The organism is Streptomyces sp. URMC 123, assembly GCF_051386515.1.
Classification (GTDB): domain Bacteria; phylum Actinomycetota; class Actinomycetes; order Streptomycetales; family Streptomycetaceae; genus Streptomyces.
The window spans coordinates 1-18485 of sequence record NZ_JBPQTV010000115.1; the positions used below are offsets into that span (position 1 = coordinate 1).

Consider the following 18485-nt stretch of genomic DNA (forward strand, 5'->3'; position numbering starts at 1 on the left):
CCGTTCACCCCGTCCCGCCCCCGCCCGGGAGGCCCCGTGCGCCCCACACGCGCCAACGTGCGACCACCGTGCGCCCGTGCCCGGTCGGTGCGCGACTGACCCGCTCGGCGCCGCCTCCTACGCTCGATCCGGACTCGGGTATCGCTCGCGCCCGTTGAGGGCATGAGGCACAGGAGACCGCGGCCGGGACCCGCCCGCGATCAGCCGGAGCGGGCCGCCCGGCGCGGAGACACAGCCGACCTCGGGGAGGGCACGTGCTCAGCACCGCACGCCATACCGCAGGCCATGACGCATCGCACGGCGCGGACCGGGTGGACGTCGTCGTGGTGGGGGCCGGGCTCGCCGGCCTCTCCGCGGCCCATCGGCTGGCCGGCGCCGGAGTCCCGGTCGCCGTCCTGGAAGCGGCGCCGCGCATCGGCGGGCACATGACCACCGACGAGGTCGACGGCTTCCGGCTGGACCGGACGTCCCGGCTGATCACCACCTCGATCCCCGAGCTGCGCCGCACCCCGGGCCTGGGCGAGCTGAGCCTGCGCCCGTTCGCCCCGGGGGTGCTCGTGCACGGCGGCGGGCGGCACCAGCGGTTCGGGGACGCCCGCACCACCGCCCGCGGCGGCCCGCGCGCCACCCGGAGCGCGTTCACCGCCGCCCGGGCCTTCGCCACCGCCGCGCGGTCCCCGCTGGGCGGCGCGCCGTTCTCCGGCGCGCCCTTCGGGGGGGCGATGGACCACGCCCGGCTCGCGGCCTGGCTGAACCGGCTCGCGACCACCCCGACGGAGCGGCTCCTGGCCCGCCCGGAGCTCACCGCCGCCCGCAGCCTGGAGACCCGCGGCTTCCCGCAGCGCACGCTGGACGGGTTCCTGCGCCCGCTGCTGGCGGCCCTGTTGAGCGACCCGGAACTGACCACCTCCAGCCGCTGCGCGGACCTGGCGCTGCGCTGCTTCGCCCGCGGCCGGCTCTGTCTGCCGACGGGCGGCGCGAGCGCGGTGCCGGAGCTGCTGGCCGCCGCCCTGCCCCCGGGCACCGTGCGCACCGGCGTACGGGCGGTGGCGGCGTCGACGACGTCCGTGGTCACCGCGGAGCACGGCGAGCTGAGCTGCCGGGCCGTGCTGGTGGCGACCGGCGCGCGGGCGGCGAGCGAGCTGCTGCCGGGGCTGCGGCTGCCGGACTTCCACCCGGTGACCGTGCTGCACCACACGGCCGCCGGGACCCCGCTGGCCGAGCCGTGCCTGGTGCTGGACGCGGACCGCTGCGGCCCCGTCGCGCACTCGGCGGTGGTCAGCGAGGTCGACCCGTCGCGCGCGCCCGCCGGCCGGGCCCTGATCACCTCGACGGTGCTGGGCGCGGCGGCGGGCGAGCCGCTCGACGTCCTCGACAAGGCGGCCCGCCAGCAGCTCGGCGATCTGTACGGCACCCGCGCGGACGACTGGGAGCTGATCGCCGCCCACCACGACCCGGACGCGGTCCCGGCGATGCCCGCGCCGCACGATCTGCGGCGCCCGGTGCGGCTGCTGTCGGGGCTGTACGTGTGCGGGGACCACCGCGGCACCAGTACGGTCCACGGTGCCCTGGCCTCCGGCCGCCGGGCCGCCGACGCCGTGCTGCGGGACTTCGGGCTGCAACCCGCCCCGCTCCGTACGGCGGTGCCCACCGCGGCCTGAGCGCCCCTGGCCGCACCGCGGCCTGAGCCCATTGGCCGCCCGGCGCGGCCCGGGCACCGCCCGCCACCACCCACCGCCGCCCGAGCACCGCTCGCCCACCACCCACCGCCCGCGGCCGGGCGCCACCTCGGCGCCAGCGCGTACGCCGCCGCGCACCGGGCGGCCCGCGCGCCGCCCCCGTCACCCGCCGCCCCGGCCGCGCTCTCCGCACACCGCGCCGGCCGTCAACCGACATCGGTCCTCGTCATCCGACACACCGTCATCCGGCCGGTCGACCGTCCTGTCCTCCGGCACCGTCCTTCGCCACCATGGGCACGGGCACCGTCGGGGCCGCACGGCACGAGCCGTGCGGCGTTCCGTACGGCGGTGGCCCGACGCACCCTGCCCACGGGGCGGCCGGTGGCTCCTGCCCCGACCTCGGCCCGCTCCCCGCCGGGCCCACCGGCCACCGGCCGGCACGTACGCGCACCCGCACCGCACGCGCACCCGCACCGACGCCCGTAGCAACACGGCCCCGAACAGCCCGTACGGGAGGCACCCCGCACGGGGACGGAAGAGGAGTGACTGTGGACGACGTACGACTGCTGGGCCTCTGCGCGCCCTCCGGGACGGAACCCTGCGGAGAACTGCTGCTGCGGGCGCTGGCGGTGCCCGGCTCCCTGGGCGTACGGCTGGAGGTGTGCGCCATTCCCGAGGGGCTGCCGGCGCACTCGGCCGTGGGCGCGGGCGAACTGCCACCGGGGGTCAGGGAATTGCGGGCGCGCGCCGCCCGGGCCGGGGCCCTGGTGATCGCCACCCCGGAGACCCGGGGCACGGCACCGGAGCCCATACGGACGGCGCTGGACTGGCTGGCCTGGCCGCGGGCCGGCTCCCCGCTGGTGGGCAAGTACGCCGCCGTGCTGACCACCACCGAGGACGACGCACCGCCCCCGGAGTCGTTCACCGACGTGGAGTACCGGCTGCTGTGCGCCGGGGCCGAACCCGTGGGGCCGCGCACCATCACCCCGCGGGCCATGACGATTCTGCACCCGGCCCGGGACGGCCGGGTGCTCATCGCGGACCCCGCCTCGGCCATGCGGCTGCTGCTGCACATCCGGCGCACGGCGAAGGCGGTGCGCTCGGCGGCTCCCCGCCACTGGCCGCAGTAGGGAACCGGCCGCAGCGGGGCACCGGCCGGCCCCGCCCGGCCCCCCGGCGGCGGCCGGCGCGGGCGGAGCGGACGCCGCGGGCGGGCCGTGGATGCCGCCGGGCCGGCCGCCGGAGCGGCTGGACCGGCCGTGGGGACCTTCGGGCGGGCCCGTGGCGGCCCGGGCCCGCCGTGGGACCCGCTCGGGCCCCGACGGCCCGCGCCCGGGCCGGCCGCCCGAGGTCAGCCGAGGGCGGCCACCCGCTCCCGGTAGCCCCGCACGGCCGCCGCGTCCCGGTACGGCTCCAGGCGCCGCTCGAAGTCCCGGACGTACTCGTGCGCCCGCACCGACCGCATCTCGGCCGCCTGCTGGGCCGACTCGATGCCCAGCGAGCACGCCTGCTCCAGGTCGCCCAGCCCCAGCCGGGCGGTCGCGAGCACCACCCGGCAGAAAAGCCTGCTGCGGGCGTAGCCGGGGCCGCGCAGCTGCAGGGAGCGTTCGGCGTACTGGGCGGCGTGCCGGTACTGCTGGAGGTCGCGGTGGCAGTGCCCGAACTCGTCGGCCAGCTGGGACTCGTCGAAGGGCCGGGCCCAGTGCGGCACCTCGTCGCCGGGCCGGGCGGCCTCCAGGGCCCGCTCGGCGCGGGCCAGGGAGGCCGTGCAGGAGCGGACGTCGCCGAGCACGGCGTGCCCGCGCGCCTCCACCGCGTGCATCAGCGACTGGACGACCGCGGGCGCCCCGCCGCCGATGCCCTGCTGGGCCACCCGGGCCAGCTGCACGGCCTCCCGCCCGTGCCCGAGGTAGACGGCCTGGCGGCTCATCGTCACCAGGACGTAGCTGCCGTAGGGGCGGTCGCCGGCCGCCTGGGCGAGCCGCAGGGCCTGGACGAAGTAGCGCTGCGCGAGGCCGTGCGCGGCGATGTCGTACGAGGTCCAGCCGGCCAGTCGGGTCAGGTCGGCGACGGCGGCGAAGAGCCGGCGGCCGATCGCCTCGCCGTAGGAGCCGCGCAGCATGGGCTCCGCCTCGTGCTCCAGATAGCGCACGAGGGCCTGGCGGGCGTGCCCGCCGCCGTAGGCGTGGTCGAGGGTGCGGAAGAGCTCGCCGACGGAGCGGAGCGCCGAGATGTCGCCGGCGGTCACCTTCTGGCCGGGGCCGCGCTCGGCGGACCGCTGGCGGGGCACGGGGTAGCGCGCCTGGGGCGGCACCCGGGGCCCCTGCTCCCCGGGCGGCGGGGCGGCCCCGGGCGGTACGGCGGCGCCGGGCGCCCCGGCGGTGGGCGCCCCGGCCCCGGGCGGTGGCTCGACGCCGCGCGCCACCCGCTCGTCGGGGCGGCCGATGAGCCAGTCGCGACTGGGCACCACCAGCCCGGCCGGGGTGAAGGCGATCTTGCGGAGTTCGGTGTGGGTGCCGGAGTCCTTGCGCCACAGGCCGCTGACGATGTCCACGGCCTCGGCGGGGGTGGCGGCGAACTCCAGCCCGGCGTAGACCGGGGCGCAGGCGTCGAGCCCGAGGTCCTGGGCGGAGAGTCTGCGCCCCAGGCGCCGGGTGAAGACCTCGGCGATCAGCGCGGGGGTGGTGCCTCTCGGCTGCTGGCCGCGGAGCCAGCGCGTGACGGACGTCTTGTCGTATCGCAGGTCGAGGCCGTGTTCGAGGCCCAGCTGGTCCACCCTGCGGGCCAGCCCGGCGTGCGAGAACCCCGCTTCGGCGATCAGGGCGGCGAGCTGACGATTGGGGGTGCGCTGAGGGGGTCGTTCCGTCATCGGCTGTGCGGTCTCCTGCCTTCCGGGCCCAGGGAGCGGACGGCGGAGGGGCCGAAGGTAAAACCCCCAGCTCACCCCTGATCGCCCTCGTGGAACGGCGTGAATTTAGCGGCCAGAACCAGCCGTACTGTCTGCTTCACCACGCATTCATCCGATCGTGTGAGCGCGGGTCGAGAGCCGGTCCGATGAACGACAACCGGGTCCATTCGGGTGCAATGGACAACCGCCGTAGAGTGGCAGGGCACCACACGTGCGAATCTGCTGGGTTCGAAGAGGAGCTGCCGTGAGTGAGCTGCGCTTTGTCCATCTGGGCATCGGGGCGGACGCCGTCGACTACCAGGAGGCGTGGCAGGAGCAGCGCCGCGTGCACGCCGCGCGGTTCGCGGACGAGATCCCCGACACCTGTCTGCTGCTGGAGCACCCGCCGGTCTACACCGCGGGCCGGCGCACGGAGGAGAGCGAGCGCCCCCTCGACGGCACCCCGGTGGTGGACGTGGACCGCGGCGGCAAGATCACCTGGCATGGCCCGGGCCAGCTGGTGGGCTATCCCATCCTCAAGCTGCCGCGGCCGGTGGACGTGGTGGCCCATGTGCGGCGGCTGGAGGAGGCGCTGATCCGCGCCTGTGCGGACTTCGGGCTGGAGACCACCCGGATCGAGGGGCGCAGCGGGGTGTGGGTGCTGGGCGACCCGGTGGACCGGCGGCCGGCGCTCGGCGGGCTCTCCCTGGACTTCGACCCGCGGCTGACGGACGAGGAGTTCGACCCGCGGCTCAGCGGCCCCGAGTACGCGCCCTCCAACGCCGGTCAGCGGCGGGAGGACCGCAAGCTGGCGGCGATAGGCATCCGGGTCGCCAAGGGCGTCACCATGCACGGCTTCGCGCTGAACTGTGACCCGGACAACACGTGGTTCGACCGGATCGTCCCGTGCGGCATCCGGGACGCCGGGGTGACCTCGCTCTCGAACGAGCTGGGCCGTACGGTTTCGGTGGCCGAGGTGCTGCCGGTGGTGGAGAAGCGGCTGCGGGAGGTTCTGGAGTCGGCGGAGCCGATGCCGCGGGCGGTCTGAGGCCGGCGGGACCGGGGCCGACCCGGGCGGCCGGCCCGGGCGGCCGGCCTCCGGAGCCGGGGGGCGGTCCGGGCAGCTCGGCGGTGCCAGGGGGAATCAGCCCTGGGGCGATGGGGTTGCCCTGGGCGGAAGAACGTACGAATGACGGGCGTACCCTGGTGTTCGCCGAGGAATCGAAGTCATAGGGAGCCGGACGTGGCCGCTGTCGCACCCGACGGACGCAAGATGCTGCGCCTGGAGGTCCGGAACAGCCAGACCCCCATCGAGCGCAAGCCCGAGTGGATCAAGACCCGGGCGAAGATGGGCCCCGAGTACACGGAGCTCCAGGGCCTGGTGAAGCGCGAGGGCCTGCACACGGTGTGCCAGGAAGCGGGCTGTCCGAACATCTACGAGTGCTGGGAGGACCGCGAGGCGACGTTCCTCATCGGCGGCGACCAGTGCACCCGGCGCTGTGACTTCTGCCAGATCGACACCGGCAAGCCGCAGGCGCTCGACCTGGACGAGCCGCGCCGCGTCGGCGAGTCCGTGGTCACCATGGACCTGAACTACGCCACGATCACCGGTGTCGCCCGCGACGACCTGGAGGACGGCGGCGCCTGGCTGTACGCCGAGACCGTGCGGCAGATCCACGGCATGACGGCGGAGCGCGAGGCCGGCCGCACCAAGGTCGAGCTGCTGATCCCCGACTTCAACGCCGTGCCCGAGCAGCTCGCCGAGGTGTTCTCCTCCCGGCCCGAGGTGCTCGCCCACAACGTGGAGACGGTGCCGCGGATCTTCAAGCGCATCCGCCCCGCGTTCCGCTACGAGCGCTCCCTCGAGGTGATCACCAAGGCCCGCGAGGCCGGCCTGGTCACCAAGTCCAACCTGATCCTCGGCATGGGCGAGGAGCGCGAGGAGATCAGCCAGGCGCTCCAGGACCTGTACGACGCGGGCTGCGAGCTGATCACCATCACGCAGTACCTGCGCCCGACGGTGCGGCACCACCCGGTGGAGCGCTGGGTGAAGCCGCAGGAGTTCGTGGAGCTGAAGGAGGAGGCCGAGGAGATCGGCTACTCCGGTGTGATGTCCGGCCCGCTGGTCCGGTCGTCCTACCGCGCCGGCCGGCTGTACCAGCAGGCGATCGAGCGGCGCGGCGGGGCGGTCGCGTCCCAGGCCGTCTGACCCCTGGCGGCTCTTTCCGGACATGGCCGGTACGGACCGCCCGCGGGGGCGATGCGTACCGGCCATGTCAAGGTTTCACGGCGGTTTGACCGTTCGGACACGTCCTGGTAACACCTTTCAGTGACCCTGGGTTCACTCACCGCACACCCCGTGCCGATCTCGCCCGTGAAGGGGACACCCACGATGCAGGTAGCGCCCGTACGCGCCACCGCCATTCCGTCCGTCACCGACGCCTTGCGCGCCGTGGAGTCGCTGCTGATGCGCGGTGGCCAGCGCACCGCGCGCCGCAACGCGTGGAGCGCCGTTCTGGAGGACCGCCGCCGGGCCAAGGACCGGCGGGAGGCCCAGCACGTGCTGGAGGCCATGGCCACCGGTGGCCCCCGGGCCACGTAGACTCTGGAACATGGCGAGGAAGGAAACATCCGAGAACCCCGGGCGTCTGAAGCAGATCGCCCTGACCTACAAGATGACCCGGCGGGTCGACTCGAAGGTCGGCCTTGTCGTCGCCGGTGTGGGAATCGTCACCTTCGGTGTCCTCCTCGCGATCGGCTTCCTGATCGGGCACCCGGTCTACCTGGGCATCCTGGGCTTCCTGCTGGCCTTCCTCGCCATGGCGATCGTCTTCGGCCGGCGGGCCGAGCGGGCCGCCTTCGGCCAGATGGAGGGACAGCCGGGTGCGGCGGCGGCCGTGCTGGAGAACATCGGCCGTGGCTGGTCGGTGACCCCGGCCGTGGCCATGAACCGCAACCAGGACGTCATCCACCGCGCCGTCGGCAAGGCGGGCATCGTGCTGGTGGCGGAGGGCAACCCCAACCGGCTCAAGGGCCTGCTGGCCGCCGAGAAGAAGAAGATGGCCCGGATCGTCTCCGATGTGCCCGTGCACGATGTGATCGTGGGCACCGGCGAGGACGAGGTGCCGCTGAAGAAGCTGCGCACCACGCTGCTGAAGCTGCCGCGCGTGCTGGCGGGCCCCCAGGTGACCACGGTCAACGACCGGCTGCGGGCGCTGGGGGACCTGATGAGCAACATGCCGCTGCCGAAGGGGCCGATGCCCAAGGGTGTGCGGATGCCGCGGGGCGGGAAGATGCGCTGACGCTCGCGCTGAGCGTTGACGTGTGAATGCGTGAACGTGTGAAGGCCCGGGACCGTGAGGTCCCGGGCCTTCGTCGTGTTCGTCGGCCCTCGGCGTGCTGTCGGGCTAGGGGCCGGCGTGCTGTCGGGCTCGGTGCGTGCCGTCAGCTGTCGGAGCCGTCAGCCGCGGATCTGGACGGCGCGGGCGAGGCGGTCGTGCATGCCGCGGCCGTCGCGGTCCCAGATCACCGCGGGGACGACCAGCACCAGCAGTACGGAGCGCAGCAGCACGCGCGGCAGCGGCAGCCGGCCGCCGTCGAGGGAGATCACGCGCAGTTTGAAGATCCGCTTCCCCGGAGTGCAGCCGACGGCGCCGACCGTGAGTACGCTGAGTACCAAAAACACACCCAGGGCCCAATTGCTCGCGGCCGGGAAGTCACCCCGCGCGAAGAGGCCGTATGCGATCAGGACGCAGAGCGCCCAGTCGACGAAGAGCGCTCCGATGCGCCGCCCCGGGGGCGCGATCGCACCCGGTCCCTGCGCCGGCAGGCCGAGCCGCTGGCCCCGGTGGCCGAAGTCGACGCCCATCTCCTCGGCGGCCGCACGAGGCCCGGAGAGCCACGATCCGATTGCTTGCCTGTTGTCCACCCGTCCACGGTACCTGGCGTGGTACGGCGTGCGGTCCCCCGTACCGGGCCTCTGCCGCGTCCGGGCGGCACCCGGGCCCGCACGCGGGCCGGGCCCCGCGCCCCACCCGCGCCGTCCGGACGCCGCGCCCGTCGAGCACGGCTGGTGTCCGGGTCCGGTCAGGGCCTACCGCCTGCTGGTTAACCTCGGCGAAACAGATGGGTCACCCCCGGGAAATCCCGCAAACCTAAGGTCGGCGCAGTGTGCCACCCCACTTGGCCGGCGCCACCGACGCGACCCCGCCCCCGCGCGGCGGGCTAGGAGGAGTTGGATGTTCCAGAACGCCGACGACGCGAAGAAATTCATCGCGGACGAGGACGTCAAGTTCGTCGATGTCCGGTTCTGCGACCTGCCCGGGGTGATGCAGCACTTCACCGTCCCGGCGGAGGCGTTCGACCCGGCCGAGGAGCTCGCCTTCGACGGTTCGTCGATCCGTGGCTTCCAGGCCATCCACGAGTCGGACATGGCGCTGCGCGCGGACCTGTCGACGGCGCGGGTGGACCCGTTCCGCCGGGACAAGACGCTCAACATCAACTTCTTCATCCACGACCCGATCACCGGCGAGCAGTACAGCCGTGACCCGCGGAACATCGCGAAGAAGGCCGAGGCGTACCTCGCGTCGACCGGCATCGCCGACACCGCGTACTTCGGGCCGGAGGCGGAGTTCTACGTCTTCGACAGCGTCCGCTTCGAGACCAGCGCGAACCAGTCCTTCTACCACATCGACTCCGAGGCGGGTGCCTGGAACACGGGTGCGCTGGAGGACAACCGGGGTTACAAGGTCCGCTACAAGGGCGGCTACTTCCCGGCTCCGCCGGTCGACCACTTCGCCGACCTGCGCGCGGAGATCTCGCTGGAGCTGAACAAGGCGGGCCTCAAGGTCGAGCGCCAGCACCACGAGGTGGGCACCGCCGGCCAGGCGGAGATCAACTACAAGTTCAACACGCTGCTGGCCGCGGCCGACGACCTGATGCTCTTCAAGTACATCGTGAAGAACGTCGCCTGGCGCAACGGCAAGACGGCCACGTTCATGCCGAAGCCGATCTTCGGCGACAACGGCTCGGGCATGCACGTCCACCAGTCGCTGTGGTCGAACGGCGACCCGCTGTTCTACGACGAGACGGGCTACGCGGGCCTCTCGGACACCGCCCGCTACTACATCGGCGGCATCCTCAAGCACGCCCCGTCGCTGCTGGCCTTCACCAACCCGACGGTGAACTCGTACCACCGCCTGGTCCCGGGCTTCGAGGCGCCGGTGAACCTGGTCTACTCGCAGCGGAACCGCTCGGCGGCGATGCGCATCCCGATCACGGGCTCGAACCCGAAGGCCAAGCGCGTGGAGTTCCGCGCGCCGGACCCGTCCTCGAACCCGTACCTCGCCTTCTCGGCGCTGCTCCTCGCGGGCCTCGACGGCATCAAGAACAAGATCGAGCCGGCCGAGCCGATCGACAAGGACCTCTACGAGCTCGCCCCCGAGGAGCACGCGGGCGTCGCCCAGGTCCCCACGTCCCTCCCGGCCGTGCTGGACGCGCTCGAGGAGGACAACGAGTACCTCCAGGCCGGCGGTGTCTTCACCGCGGACCTGATCGAGACGTGGATCGACTACAAGCGCACGAACGAAATCGCCCCGATCCAGCTCCGCCCGCACCCGCACGAGTTCGAGCTGTACTTCGACATCTAAGAAGCGGAGCCGGGCGATCTGGGCGGGAGCCCAGGAAACGGGCTGTGACCTGCGAAAACTTCTCAGCAGTTCTCGCTGTCACCGCTTGCTTTCCGCCTCCTTGTGCACTGCCTGACCTGTTCGCTGTGCGAGACGTCAACAGCATGGCCGAGGGCCGCTATTCCATGACTGGAGTAGCGGCCCTCGTTCGCGTGCGCTCCCCTCCCTCAACGGCTGTTGCACCCTGGTACCTGAACCCCCACTTCGCGGGACAACCCAGTCCGGACAGCACATAAGTTTTCGGGCGGCGAGTTCGTACCCGCCTCAGGCAACGTGAAAGACGCAACTCGCAGCACTCGCGCGGACGACCAGAAGCACAAGCTTCGGCGTCGTTACACCCTCGCACCTGCTCACCCGCACGCCGGCACCCGGCCTGAGTGACGAGGTGAAACCTGTCAGGTCCAGTTGCAGGCCCGCGCCGTGATCGTTGTGGACGATTACTTGGTTGCCGGCCGCTCGGCCAACGGGTTCGGCACCGCATGTCGGTCACGGCGCGATCGTCGCCCCAAGCTGGCCATGCTGGCCGTGGCCCCACTCTTCCCTCGGGCAGCATCGCTACAAGCCACACGCCCGCCCCGACGGCCCTGTCGCCCCGACCAGGACAGCGCCCGATGTCAGAGGCTTCTGATACCCCTAGAAGAGATGGATCGCTTGTTCGATTCAAGGGGGAAGTAACGCATGTACGGCCTAAGCTGCACCCTCGTCTACCACGAGTTCTCGCAAGCCCTATTCCCCAGTGATCCTTGCAGCACTATCCTCGCGATCACTCGACGGAGAGGGGCTCGGGTGGCAGCGGAGGCGACAAGCTGGCAGAAGGAGCAGGTCAGTCGCGCTTACGTTCACGCCCTTGCCACACAGGGCGGTTACACGATCTGCGACTGGAACGTGGACAAGGACGGAGTCGACGTCACTCTCCGGTCAGGCGGATTGATGGTCGACATTCAACTGAAGTGCACTCAGAAGCCGCGCTGCGTCCGAGGCGGGTTCAGCTTCGATCTAGACGTCGAGACGTACAACAAGTTGCGGGCACCCGACCGCTCAGCACCCGGCCACCTCGCATTATTGATAGTCCCGCCGGACATCGATAGGTGGGTGACCTACCAGCCCGACTCGATCATCCTGGCTTGCCATGGCTACTGGGCATCGCTTCAAGGTCTGGAAGCAGCGACCAGCAGCGTCACGACAGCTGTCCACCTCCCCGAGCACCAGTTACTCACCGTGAACGCCATGAGCATCATGTTCGACGCGGCGCGTCGTATGACCGGCGCTGGCAGCTGGGGGGTGAACTGACATGGCGCAAGTGAAGCCAGACTTCGGCCCCGGAGAAATCCGGAGTTACCTCAAAGTGTCCGGTTGGTCACCCGTCTCAGGGAGCGAGCTAGCTGAGCTCTGGCGCTTCCGAGACTCCGAGGACAAGGTCGTCCTAGTCCCGATGAAGCCGGGAGCGCCCGACTTCGCGAAGCGCGCCAACATTCTGCTGAGTGACCTCTCCCAGCTCGAGTCGCGTGATCTGCGCGCCGTGCACGATGCTATCGCCACCGTCTACCACGACGTCACCGACCTCAGAGCTTCCCACCCTTCCCTCAGCGATGGCTCCATCCCGCTGGAAGCAGGGTACGAGCTGTTCATGTCCGCCAAGCGGCTCCGTGTGGCTTCCGCAGCGGCCTCGATTCGACGTCAGGGACACTTCCGCAACTTTCCACTGCGTGCCAAGGATCAAGCCCGCGAGGTCCGGCTAGGGCAGACGCGCCGCGGTTCCTACATCGTGCCGATCATCAGCCAAGCCAGGTCACCAGAGGATGTCTACGTACCTCAACAGGAACACATTGACATCGAGGTCGAGGAGACCCTCTTCGACAGGCGCGTGACAGCAACCATGTCCCGGGCTCTTGGGGTATTGGAGCAGATGGCGAGCTCGGAACGCCGTCCCACAGGTAGCGAGATCGCAGACTCGGTCGGTGAAGGAGTCTCGTACGAACTGTGCCGAGCCCTTAGCAAGGTCGTCAACGCCGATTCGGTCGCCGCACTGGACATCACATTCAACTGGTCCCGGGTAGCCTCGCCTCCCCCAGGATCATCCAACCGCGTAGAGTTCAACCGCGATGCCATCGAAATTGTCGACGAAGTCTCGAGCAGGCTGAAATCTCAGCTCTACACGCATGAGCATGTGCTCTACGGAGTCATCACCGACCTGAGTCGGCGCCCCGATGACGCTACTGGCCGCGTGGGCATTGAGACGTTGATCAAGCGCCGCCGTAGGACCGTATGGTTCGATCTCGCAGACGAGCCTTACCACCTAGCAGTCCGCTGTCACGACACCGGTACTCCCGTGAGAGCGCAAGGTGTGCTTGCCAGCCCACCGGGCGGCATCGCCACCATGGAGATCAGCCACTTTGGGCCGGACCGCTCCTTGGGGTCAGACGCATAAGCGTGGAGTCTGTTCCCGTTGACCGGACCCACCACGTGCACCTGGAGTGAACTGAGACCGGTAGAGCGGCAAGTCTCGATGTTCTGGGTGCATTCCCGCATGACTTCGACATCTAAAGACGCCACCGGGCGAGCGGATTCGCTCGCCCGGGTGGTGTGGGCCGTCGGCCGTGGTCCCTGGCAGGGGCGCGGTCGGCGGCCGTTGTCGTGAGGGGCGACCCCCAACCGTCAGGGGGCGTATTTGTAGCCCACGCGGCGAATCGTGACGATCGTGTCGCGGCGGGTCGGGCCCAGCTTGCGGCGGAGGCGGGCCACGTGGACGTCGACCGTGCGGCCGTCGCCCACGTGGCCGTAGCCCCAGACCGTGGTGACCAGGTGGTCGCGGGTGTGGACGCGGTGGGGGTGGGCCACGAGGTGGGCGAGCAGCTCGAACTCGAGGTAGGTGAGGTCCAGTCGGCGGTCGTCGACCGTGGCGACGCGCTCGATCGGGTCGATGCGGATCGGGCCCGGGGCCTCCGCCGGGCGCGACGGCACCTGTCGTACGGCCGTCTCCGGCGCGGCCGGGGCGAGGGCGAGTCCCGCCGGGGCCTCGTCCGCCGGGACGAGCACCAGATAGCCCACCATCGGCGGCTGCCCCGGCAGCGTCGGCACGGCGTGCTGCGGCGCCGGGAGCCACGTCGCGCCCGGCGGGAGGAAGTCCGCCACGCGCACCACCTCGTCCGGGGCCACGGCCCGCAGCCGGTGGCGGGCGGGGGACGGGGACGGCGCGCCGGGTCGTACAGGGGCCGCGGCCTTGCGGACCGCGGCGGCCGTCGACACCGGCGAGGCGGCAGCGGACGCGGACGCGGAGGGGGACAGGGAGCGGGGGTTCGTCATGGGAGCTCAGCTCATTTCGCGCGAAGTCGTCGAGCAACTACGAGCGCGGGCCGTTGGCCGGCATCGGGCCGGCGGGGGCGCCGACGGTGCGATGGGAACCGGCGTCAGCGGGAGGAGGGGGCCTGCGCGAAGGTCGCGCGGCAACACACTCGGTCGAAGTCGTCATGCTGCCGGGAAGGCCAGAACGGCTCGAGGTCGTGACGGAGACGACCCGAGGCGGAGTTCTGGAAGCTGGCCATGCCCCCTATTCAACCAGAACACGTGACCACCGTGTGGCTCCCTGTGGGCAGTTGGCGCGCGACGGGCGCGGAACGGCCGGAACGGCCGAAAGGCGGTGCCGGTGTGCGCGCGAGCTCGCGCGCACACCAGCACCGCCCCGGTCGCGCCTCACGGCGCGGGCGGTCAGTCCTGGCCGGCCTTCTCCAGCGCCGTGCAGCACGTGTCCACGATCAGCCGGGTGACGACGTACGGGTCGACGTTCGCGTTCGGGCGGCGGTCCTCGATGTAGCCCTTCTTCTCCGCCTCGACCTGCCACGGGATGCGCACGGACGCGCCGCGGTCGGAGACGCCGTAGCTGTACTCGTTCCACGGGGCGGTCTCGTGCAGACCGGTCAGCCGCGACTCGATGCCCGTGCCGTAGTTGCTGACGTGCAGCATCGGCTTGTCGCCGTCGCCGAGCGCCTCGCACGCGGTGATGATCGCGTCGTAGCCCTCGCGCATCGCCCGGGTGGAGAAGTTGGTGTGCGCGCCGGCGCCGTTCCAGTCGCCCTTGGCGGGCTTGGGGTCGAGCGTCGCCGAGACGCCGAAGTCCTCGGCGGTGCGGTAGAGCAACCAGCGCGCCACCCACAGGTGGTCGGAGACCTCCAGCGGCGACAGCGGGCCGACCTGGAACTCCCACTGGCCCGGCATGACCTCGGCGTTGATGCCGGAGAGGCCGAGGCCGGCGGCGAGGCAGTTGTCGAGGTGCTTCTCGACGATCTCGCGGCCGAAGATCTCGTCCGCGCCGACACCGCAGTAGTAGCCGCCCTGCGGGGCGGGGTAGCCGCCGTCGGGGAAGCCGAGCGGGCGGCTGCCCTTGAAGAAGGTGTACTCCTGCTCGATGCCGAAGATCGGCTCCTGGCCGGCGAAGCGCTCCGCCACCTCGCGCAGCGGGGCACGGGTGTTGGAGGCGTGCGGGGTCATGTCGGTGTCGAAGACCTCGCAGAGGACGAGGACGTCGTCGCCGCCGCGGATCGGGTCGGGGCAGGTGAAGACCGGCTTGAGGACGCGGTCGGAGGCGTGGCCCTCGGCCTGGTTGGTGCTGGACCCGTCGAAGCCCCACAGCGGCGGCTCGACGCCGTCGGCCAGGATCTTCGTCTTGGAGCGGAGCTTGGCGGTCGGCTGGGTACCGTCGATCCAGATGTACTCGGCCTTGTAGGTCACGGCGGGGTCCTTCGTTCGATGCGGCTTGCTCTCTCGGCCTCGAGCCGGCCGGACGGGCGGCCGCGGTGGCACTCCCCCACCGTGTCAACCTGCGATTTCTCGTCCGTTGCTCGAATGTAAACCGCGTGTTACCCGTGGTTCAGCGGGGGCGACGGTACGCAGTGGTGGCGGGGCAAGGCGGGGCAAGGCGGGGCAGGCGAGGCCGGGTAGGCCGACGAGGCGGGGTCGGGCGGGGGGTCAAGCGGCTGGCGATCCGAATATCCGGACATCTACCCATAAAGCGGCTTCGGAGGCACACTGAGGGTGCGGCCCCTGAGCCGTAGAGCGGTCCGATATCCATCGGCTTGCAGCGTATGTAAGGGAGGGTCGTCATGGCCGACGTCTCACACCGCACAGGTGATATCGCCAGCCATCCCGACGTGTCGGAGATGCGGGATCGGTTCACCCGCATGGTCAACGGCAAGGACGTGGTGCTCGTCGACGGGCCGGTGCTGCTCGCGGGCCTGTACTGCGCCGTCTCGCCCTGGGTCGTCCACTTCTCGGGCGCCCGCCCGGACCTCGCGATGAACAACCTCGTGCTCGGCATAGCCATCGCTCTGCTCGGCCTGGGGCTCACCATGGCGCCGGATCGAATGTACGGGCTGTGTCACGCACTGAGCGCGATCGGTGTCTGGATGATCGTGTCCCCCTGGGTCGCCACCCGGCACCCGGACGCGGGCATGATCTGGAACAACATCGTCATCGGTGCCATCACTGTCGCGCTCGGACTGGTGGCGGCCGGCATGGCCGCGCAGGGCCGCCGTGCCATCACCGGCGGCGGCCGTCGGGCCGGCCGGACCGGCCGCCCCACCGTCTGAGCGAACCGAGCCATCGCGGAGAAGGCGTGTGGAAGGAGGTCACGACATCAGTGATTCGATGAATCCGCCGTGCGGGACAGCGCACGACGAAGGCCCCCTGCCGCCCTCCGTGAGAGCGGCAGGGGTGCGTCATGGCCGCGGCGCGGCGGTCCGCCGCACGTAACGGCCTCGACCGTTACGACGCCGTACGCGCGTCTCCGTCGCGGTTTCCGTTCCGGCCTCGGCCGCGCAGCCGTGCGACGAGCCCGACCGCCAGGTCCACGGCCAGGAACAGCAGCAGGCTGATGCCCAGCAGCGGAACCCAGACGCCGACGACCACGACGGCGGCGATCAGCGGCAGGAGCAGGTGGAGCGGCACCCGCCGCCAGGCGCCGCGGGGCATGGGACGGCCCACGGAGAGGGCGCGGTCCTTGGTGGGCCGGCGCAGCCACCACATGCGGTAGCCCCACAGGGTCAGCAGGACGAGCCCGAGGCCGAGGGCGAACAGGACGATCTGGTTGACCAGGCCGAAGGTGGTGCCCATGTGGAGGTCGATGCCGTAGCGGGTGAGCTTGGCGAGCAGCGGGTAGTCGGCGAAGCGCAGTTCGTCCACGACCGCGCCGGTGGCCGGGTGCACGGCCATCGAGTCGAGGTGGACGGGCCATTGCTTGTCCGTCTGCTTGACGACGTACGCCGTGCCGTCGCGCGGCGCGACGATCTCCACGGGGCCCGTCAGCTTCTGCTCGTGGGCGATCTCAAACACGCGGTCGACACCGATGTCGGTGGGCGCGGCCTGTGCGGTGCGGCCCGACGCGGCGTCGGCATGGCCCCCGCCGCCCGTCTCGTGACAGGACTGGCCGCTGCCGGTCCCGGCGGGGGCACCGGCCGGGGTCCCGGCGGCGGCACCGTGGCCGTCGTGGTTTCCGTCGCCCTTCTGGCCCCCGTGGCCCTCGTGGCCGTCGTGGCCCTCGTGGCCCGAGTGATCGCCGCTGTCGGCGCCCGGCGTCTTCACCGCGGTGGACAGCGTCGGCGTGGCGCCGCCGCTCGCCGTACGGAACTCCTTGATGTTCTCGCCGGCGTACGTGGACCAGGTCAGGCCGGTGACGGCCAGGACCAGCAGGCCGGCGACCGACCAGAGGCCGACGACGCCGTGCCAGGACAGCGTCCGGCGGCGCCCGGTGGCACCGCGCTCGGGCAGCAGCAGGGCGCGGGCCCGGCCGCCGCGGCCGGAGCGCCGGCGCCCGATCCACAGCAGCAGCCCGCCGAGGGCGACCACCCACAGCCAGCTGGCGGCCAGCTCGCTGTAGAGGCGGCCGGTCTCCCCCAGGTTGAGGTTCTTGTGCAGCTCGGAGACCCAGGCCCGGAAGGGCAGCGCCCCGGAGCTGCCGTAGCTGGGCAGGGCGCCCTTGACCTCGGCGGTGTACGGGTCGACGAAGACGGCCAGCGAGCGGTCCGCGGGCACGCTCGGGTCCTTCAGCAGCACCTGGGTGGTCACCCCGGGCTCCGCGGAGGGCCGTACGGCGGTGAGCCTGCCGTCCGGGTGGGCGTCGAGGGCCGCCCGCACCTGGCGGGAGAGCGGCACGGTGGTCTCGCCGACCGGCACCTGGAGCTGGTCGGCGTAGACGTACTTCTCGATCTGGAACGAGGCGGCGTAGAGCATGCCGGTCGCGGCGGCGACGAGCAGGAACGGGCCGATCAGCAGGCCCGCGTAGAAGTGCATGCGCAGCACGAGCGGGCGCAGCCGCGACCAGGTGGAGGGGCGGCTCGCCGCCTTCTCGCCGGCCTCGGGGGCCGCCGGGGTGCCGGACGCGGCGGCGGCAGTACGGGCCTCGGTGGCCGGGGTGCCCGCACCGGCGGGCGAGGTGCCCGCGTCGGCGGGCGGAGAGGTCGGGGCGGTGACGGTGCCGCCCGACGTGGACGGGGTGTCGTCCGCCGTGGCGGACCGGGTGGAGCCGCCCTCGGCAGGGCTGTTCACGGACATGGTTCCTCGTGATGGGTAGGGCCGACCTACGCCGGAACCACTCCTTCGAACAGGCGTCCCGGCGAGCCGGTGGGAACAGTGACGGAGCACTCCCACCGGACGGGCGGCCCGCGCCGGGAAACGGTGTGGGTGAGGAGGGTGTCGTACGGCTCGGACTCGCTGTCGGTGTCCCGCCGCGGCCGCGGCCGTACGGGGCGTGGCTCGGCGCGGAACCGGAAGACCGCCCGCAGCAGGCGCAGGGGAGTGAAGGCGAGGGTGCCCAGGCAGCGCAGCAGCCGGAAGAAGGCGGTCTCGCCGCGCCAGAGCCACAGGGCGCAGAAGAGGGCCGCGAGCAGGTGCGCGGCGATCATGGCGGCGGAGCCGTGGCCGCCATGGGCCGAGTGGGCGGTGTGCGCGGCGTGGGCGGTGTGGGCCGCGGCGGCCTGGGTCAGGGCGTCGGCGTGCTCGAAGGCCGCGGTGTGCCCCAGGGCGGCGGCGTGGTCGAGAACCCCCGCGGGGTCCATGGCGCCGGCGTGATCCAGGGCTCCGGAGTGGTCCATGGCTCCGGTGTGGTCCATGGGCCCCGCGTGGCCGGTGGTCGCCGCGTGGTCCATCGCTGCCCCGTGGTGTGGAGCCCCGCCTCCGGCCGGCGGCCGGGAACAGACGTCGGTGGGCGCCGCCCCCGCCGCCCCCGCCGGGGGTGCGGCGCAC

General features: G+C 71.9%; 16 protein-coding genes. 10 read left to right on the top strand and 6 right to left on the bottom strand.

What is annotated here, in order from left to right:
• Positions 1-254: 254 nt before the first annotated feature.
• Positions 255-1661: an NAD(P)/FAD-dependent oxidoreductase gene (locus ACSNOD_RS15675; protein WP_436767541.1), complete on the top strand. Its 1407-nt coding sequence runs from the start codon at positions 255-257 to the stop codon at positions 1659-1661.
• 566 nt (positions 1662-2227) lie between these two features.
• Complete coding sequence (locus tag ACSNOD_RS15680; protein WP_436767542.1) at positions 2228-2809, top strand: NAD(P)H-dependent oxidoreductase; 582 nt, start codon at positions 2228-2230, stop codon at positions 2807-2809.
• Positions 2810-3030: 221 nt separating this feature from the next.
• On the opposite strand, the gene ACSNOD_RS15685 is transcribed toward ACSNOD_RS15680, so the two are convergent.
• Positions 3031-4548, bottom strand: coding sequence for a regulator (locus ACSNOD_RS15685; RefSeq protein ID WP_436767543.1), 1518 nt, complete (start codon positions 4546-4548; stop codon positions 3031-3033).
• Positions 4549-4831: 283 nt separating this feature from the next.
• Here ACSNOD_RS15685 and lipB point away from each other — a divergent pair, with 283 nt between their 5' ends.
• From lipB to ACSNOD_RS15705, 4 genes are all read left to right on the top strand, one after another.
• Entirely contained in the window at positions 4832-5614 is a 783-nt protein-coding gene (gene lipB / locus ACSNOD_RS15690) for a lipoyl(octanoyl) transferase LipB (RefSeq protein ID WP_436767544.1), read from the top strand.
• 195 nt (positions 5615-5809) lie between these two features.
• Entirely contained in the window at positions 5810-6775 is a 966-nt protein-coding gene (gene lipA, locus ACSNOD_RS15695; protein ID WP_436767545.1) for a lipoyl synthase, read from the top strand.
• 183 nt (positions 6776-6958) lie between these two features.
• A complete protein-coding gene (locus ACSNOD_RS15700; protein ID WP_436767546.1) occupies positions 6959-7168 on the top strand; it encodes an SCO2195 family GlnR-regulated protein in 210 nt (69 codons plus the stop codon).
• A 10-nt stretch (positions 7169-7178) separates the two neighbouring features.
• The gene (locus ACSNOD_RS15705; RefSeq protein WP_436767547.1) at positions 7179-7868 is read left to right on the top strand and encodes a DUF4191 domain-containing protein; all 690 of its coding nucleotides are present in this window, start codon (positions 7179-7181) and stop codon (positions 7866-7868) included.
• A gap of 158 nt (positions 7869-8026) precedes the next feature.
• Here ACSNOD_RS15705 and ACSNOD_RS15710 read toward each other — a convergent pair whose 3' ends face one another.
• The gene (locus ACSNOD_RS15710) at positions 8027-8494 is read right to left on the bottom strand and encodes an RDD family protein (protein WP_436767548.1); all 468 of its coding nucleotides are present in this window, start codon (positions 8492-8494) and stop codon (positions 8027-8029) included.
• A gap of 310 nt (positions 8495-8804) precedes the next feature.
• Between ACSNOD_RS15710 and glnA the strand changes: the two genes are divergently transcribed.
• The 3 genes from glnA to ACSNOD_RS15725 all read left to right on the top strand — a co-directional run bounded on the left by glnA (position 8805) and on the right by ACSNOD_RS15725 (position 12681).
• Positions 8805-10214 (top strand): type I glutamate--ammonia ligase, encoded by a 1410-nt coding sequence (gene glnA, locus ACSNOD_RS15715; RefSeq protein WP_436767549.1) that lies wholly within the window; start codon positions 8805-8807, stop codon positions 10212-10214.
• Between the two features lie 825 nt (positions 10215-11039).
• Positions 11040-11543, top strand: a complete 504-nt coding sequence (locus ACSNOD_RS15720; protein WP_436767550.1) for a DUF4365 domain-containing protein — start codon at positions 11040-11042, stop codon at positions 11541-11543.
• Between the two features lies 1 nt (position 11544).
• Complete coding sequence (locus ACSNOD_RS15725; RefSeq protein WP_436767551.1) at positions 11545-12681, top strand: hypothetical protein; 1137 nt, start codon at positions 11545-11547, stop codon at positions 12679-12681.
• 227 nt (positions 12682-12908) lie between these two features.
• Here the strand turns inward: ACSNOD_RS15725 and ACSNOD_RS15730 are convergent, their stop codons facing one another.
• Both ACSNOD_RS15730 and glnII read right to left on the bottom strand, forming a co-directional pair.
• The gene (locus tag ACSNOD_RS15730; RefSeq protein ID WP_436767552.1) at positions 12909-13556 is read right to left on the bottom strand and encodes a winged helix-turn-helix domain-containing protein; all 648 of its coding nucleotides are present in this window, start codon (positions 13554-13556) and stop codon (positions 12909-12911) included.
• Between the two features lie 402 nt (positions 13557-13958).
• Positions 13959-14978, bottom strand: a complete 1020-nt coding sequence (gene glnII / locus ACSNOD_RS15735) for a glutamine synthetase (RefSeq protein WP_436767553.1) — start codon at positions 14976-14978, stop codon at positions 13959-13961.
• 371 nt (positions 14979-15349) lie between these two features.
• Here glnII and ACSNOD_RS15740 point away from each other — a divergent pair, with 371 nt between their 5' ends.
• The gene (locus ACSNOD_RS15740; RefSeq protein WP_436767554.1) at positions 15350-15835 is read left to right on the top strand and encodes an SPW repeat protein; all 486 of its coding nucleotides are present in this window, start codon (positions 15350-15352) and stop codon (positions 15833-15835) included.
• Between the two features lie 175 nt (positions 15836-16010).
• Here ACSNOD_RS15740 and ACSNOD_RS15745 read toward each other — a convergent pair whose 3' ends face one another.
• A complete protein-coding gene (locus tag ACSNOD_RS15745) occupies positions 16011-17534 on the bottom strand; it encodes a PepSY-associated TM helix domain-containing protein (protein WP_436767556.1) in 1524 nt (507 codons plus the stop codon).
• A gap of 287 nt (positions 17535-17821) precedes the next feature.
• The coding region (locus tag ACSNOD_RS15750) for a hypothetical protein (protein ID WP_436767555.1) at positions 17822-18485 on the bottom strand (664 nt) is incomplete at its 5' end.

Bases quoted from the DNA above. Each gene is read 5' to 3' on its own strand.
- ACSNOD_RS15685 (WP_436767543.1), bottom strand. From the start codon at position 4,548: ATGACGGAACGACCCCCTCAGCGCACCCCCAATCGTCAGCTCGCCGCC.
- ACSNOD_RS15700 (WP_436767546.1), top strand. From the start codon at position 6,959: ATGCAGGTAGCGCCCGTACGCGCCACCGCCATTCCGTCCGTCACCGAC.
- ACSNOD_RS15705 (WP_436767547.1), top strand. From the start codon at position 7,179: ATGGCGAGGAAGGAAACATCCGAGAACCCCGGGCGTCTGAAGCAGATC.
- glnA (WP_436767549.1), top strand. From the start codon at position 8,805: ATGTTCCAGAACGCCGACGACGCGAAGAAATTCATCGCGGACGAGGAC.
- ACSNOD_RS15725 (WP_436767551.1), top strand. From the start codon at position 11,545: ATGGCGCAAGTGAAGCCAGACTTCGGCCCCGGAGAAATCCGGAGTTAC.
- ACSNOD_RS15730 (WP_436767552.1), bottom strand. From the start codon at position 13,556: ATGACGAACCCCCGCTCCCTGTCCCCCTCCGCGTCCGCGTCCGCTGCC.
- ACSNOD_RS15740 (WP_436767554.1), top strand. From the start codon at position 15,350: ATGGCCGACGTCTCACACCGCACAGGTGATATCGCCAGCCATCCCGAC.
- ACSNOD_RS15745 (WP_436767556.1), bottom strand. From the start codon at position 17,534: ATGCACTTCTACGCGGGCCTGCTGATCGGCCCGTTCCTGCTCGTCGCC.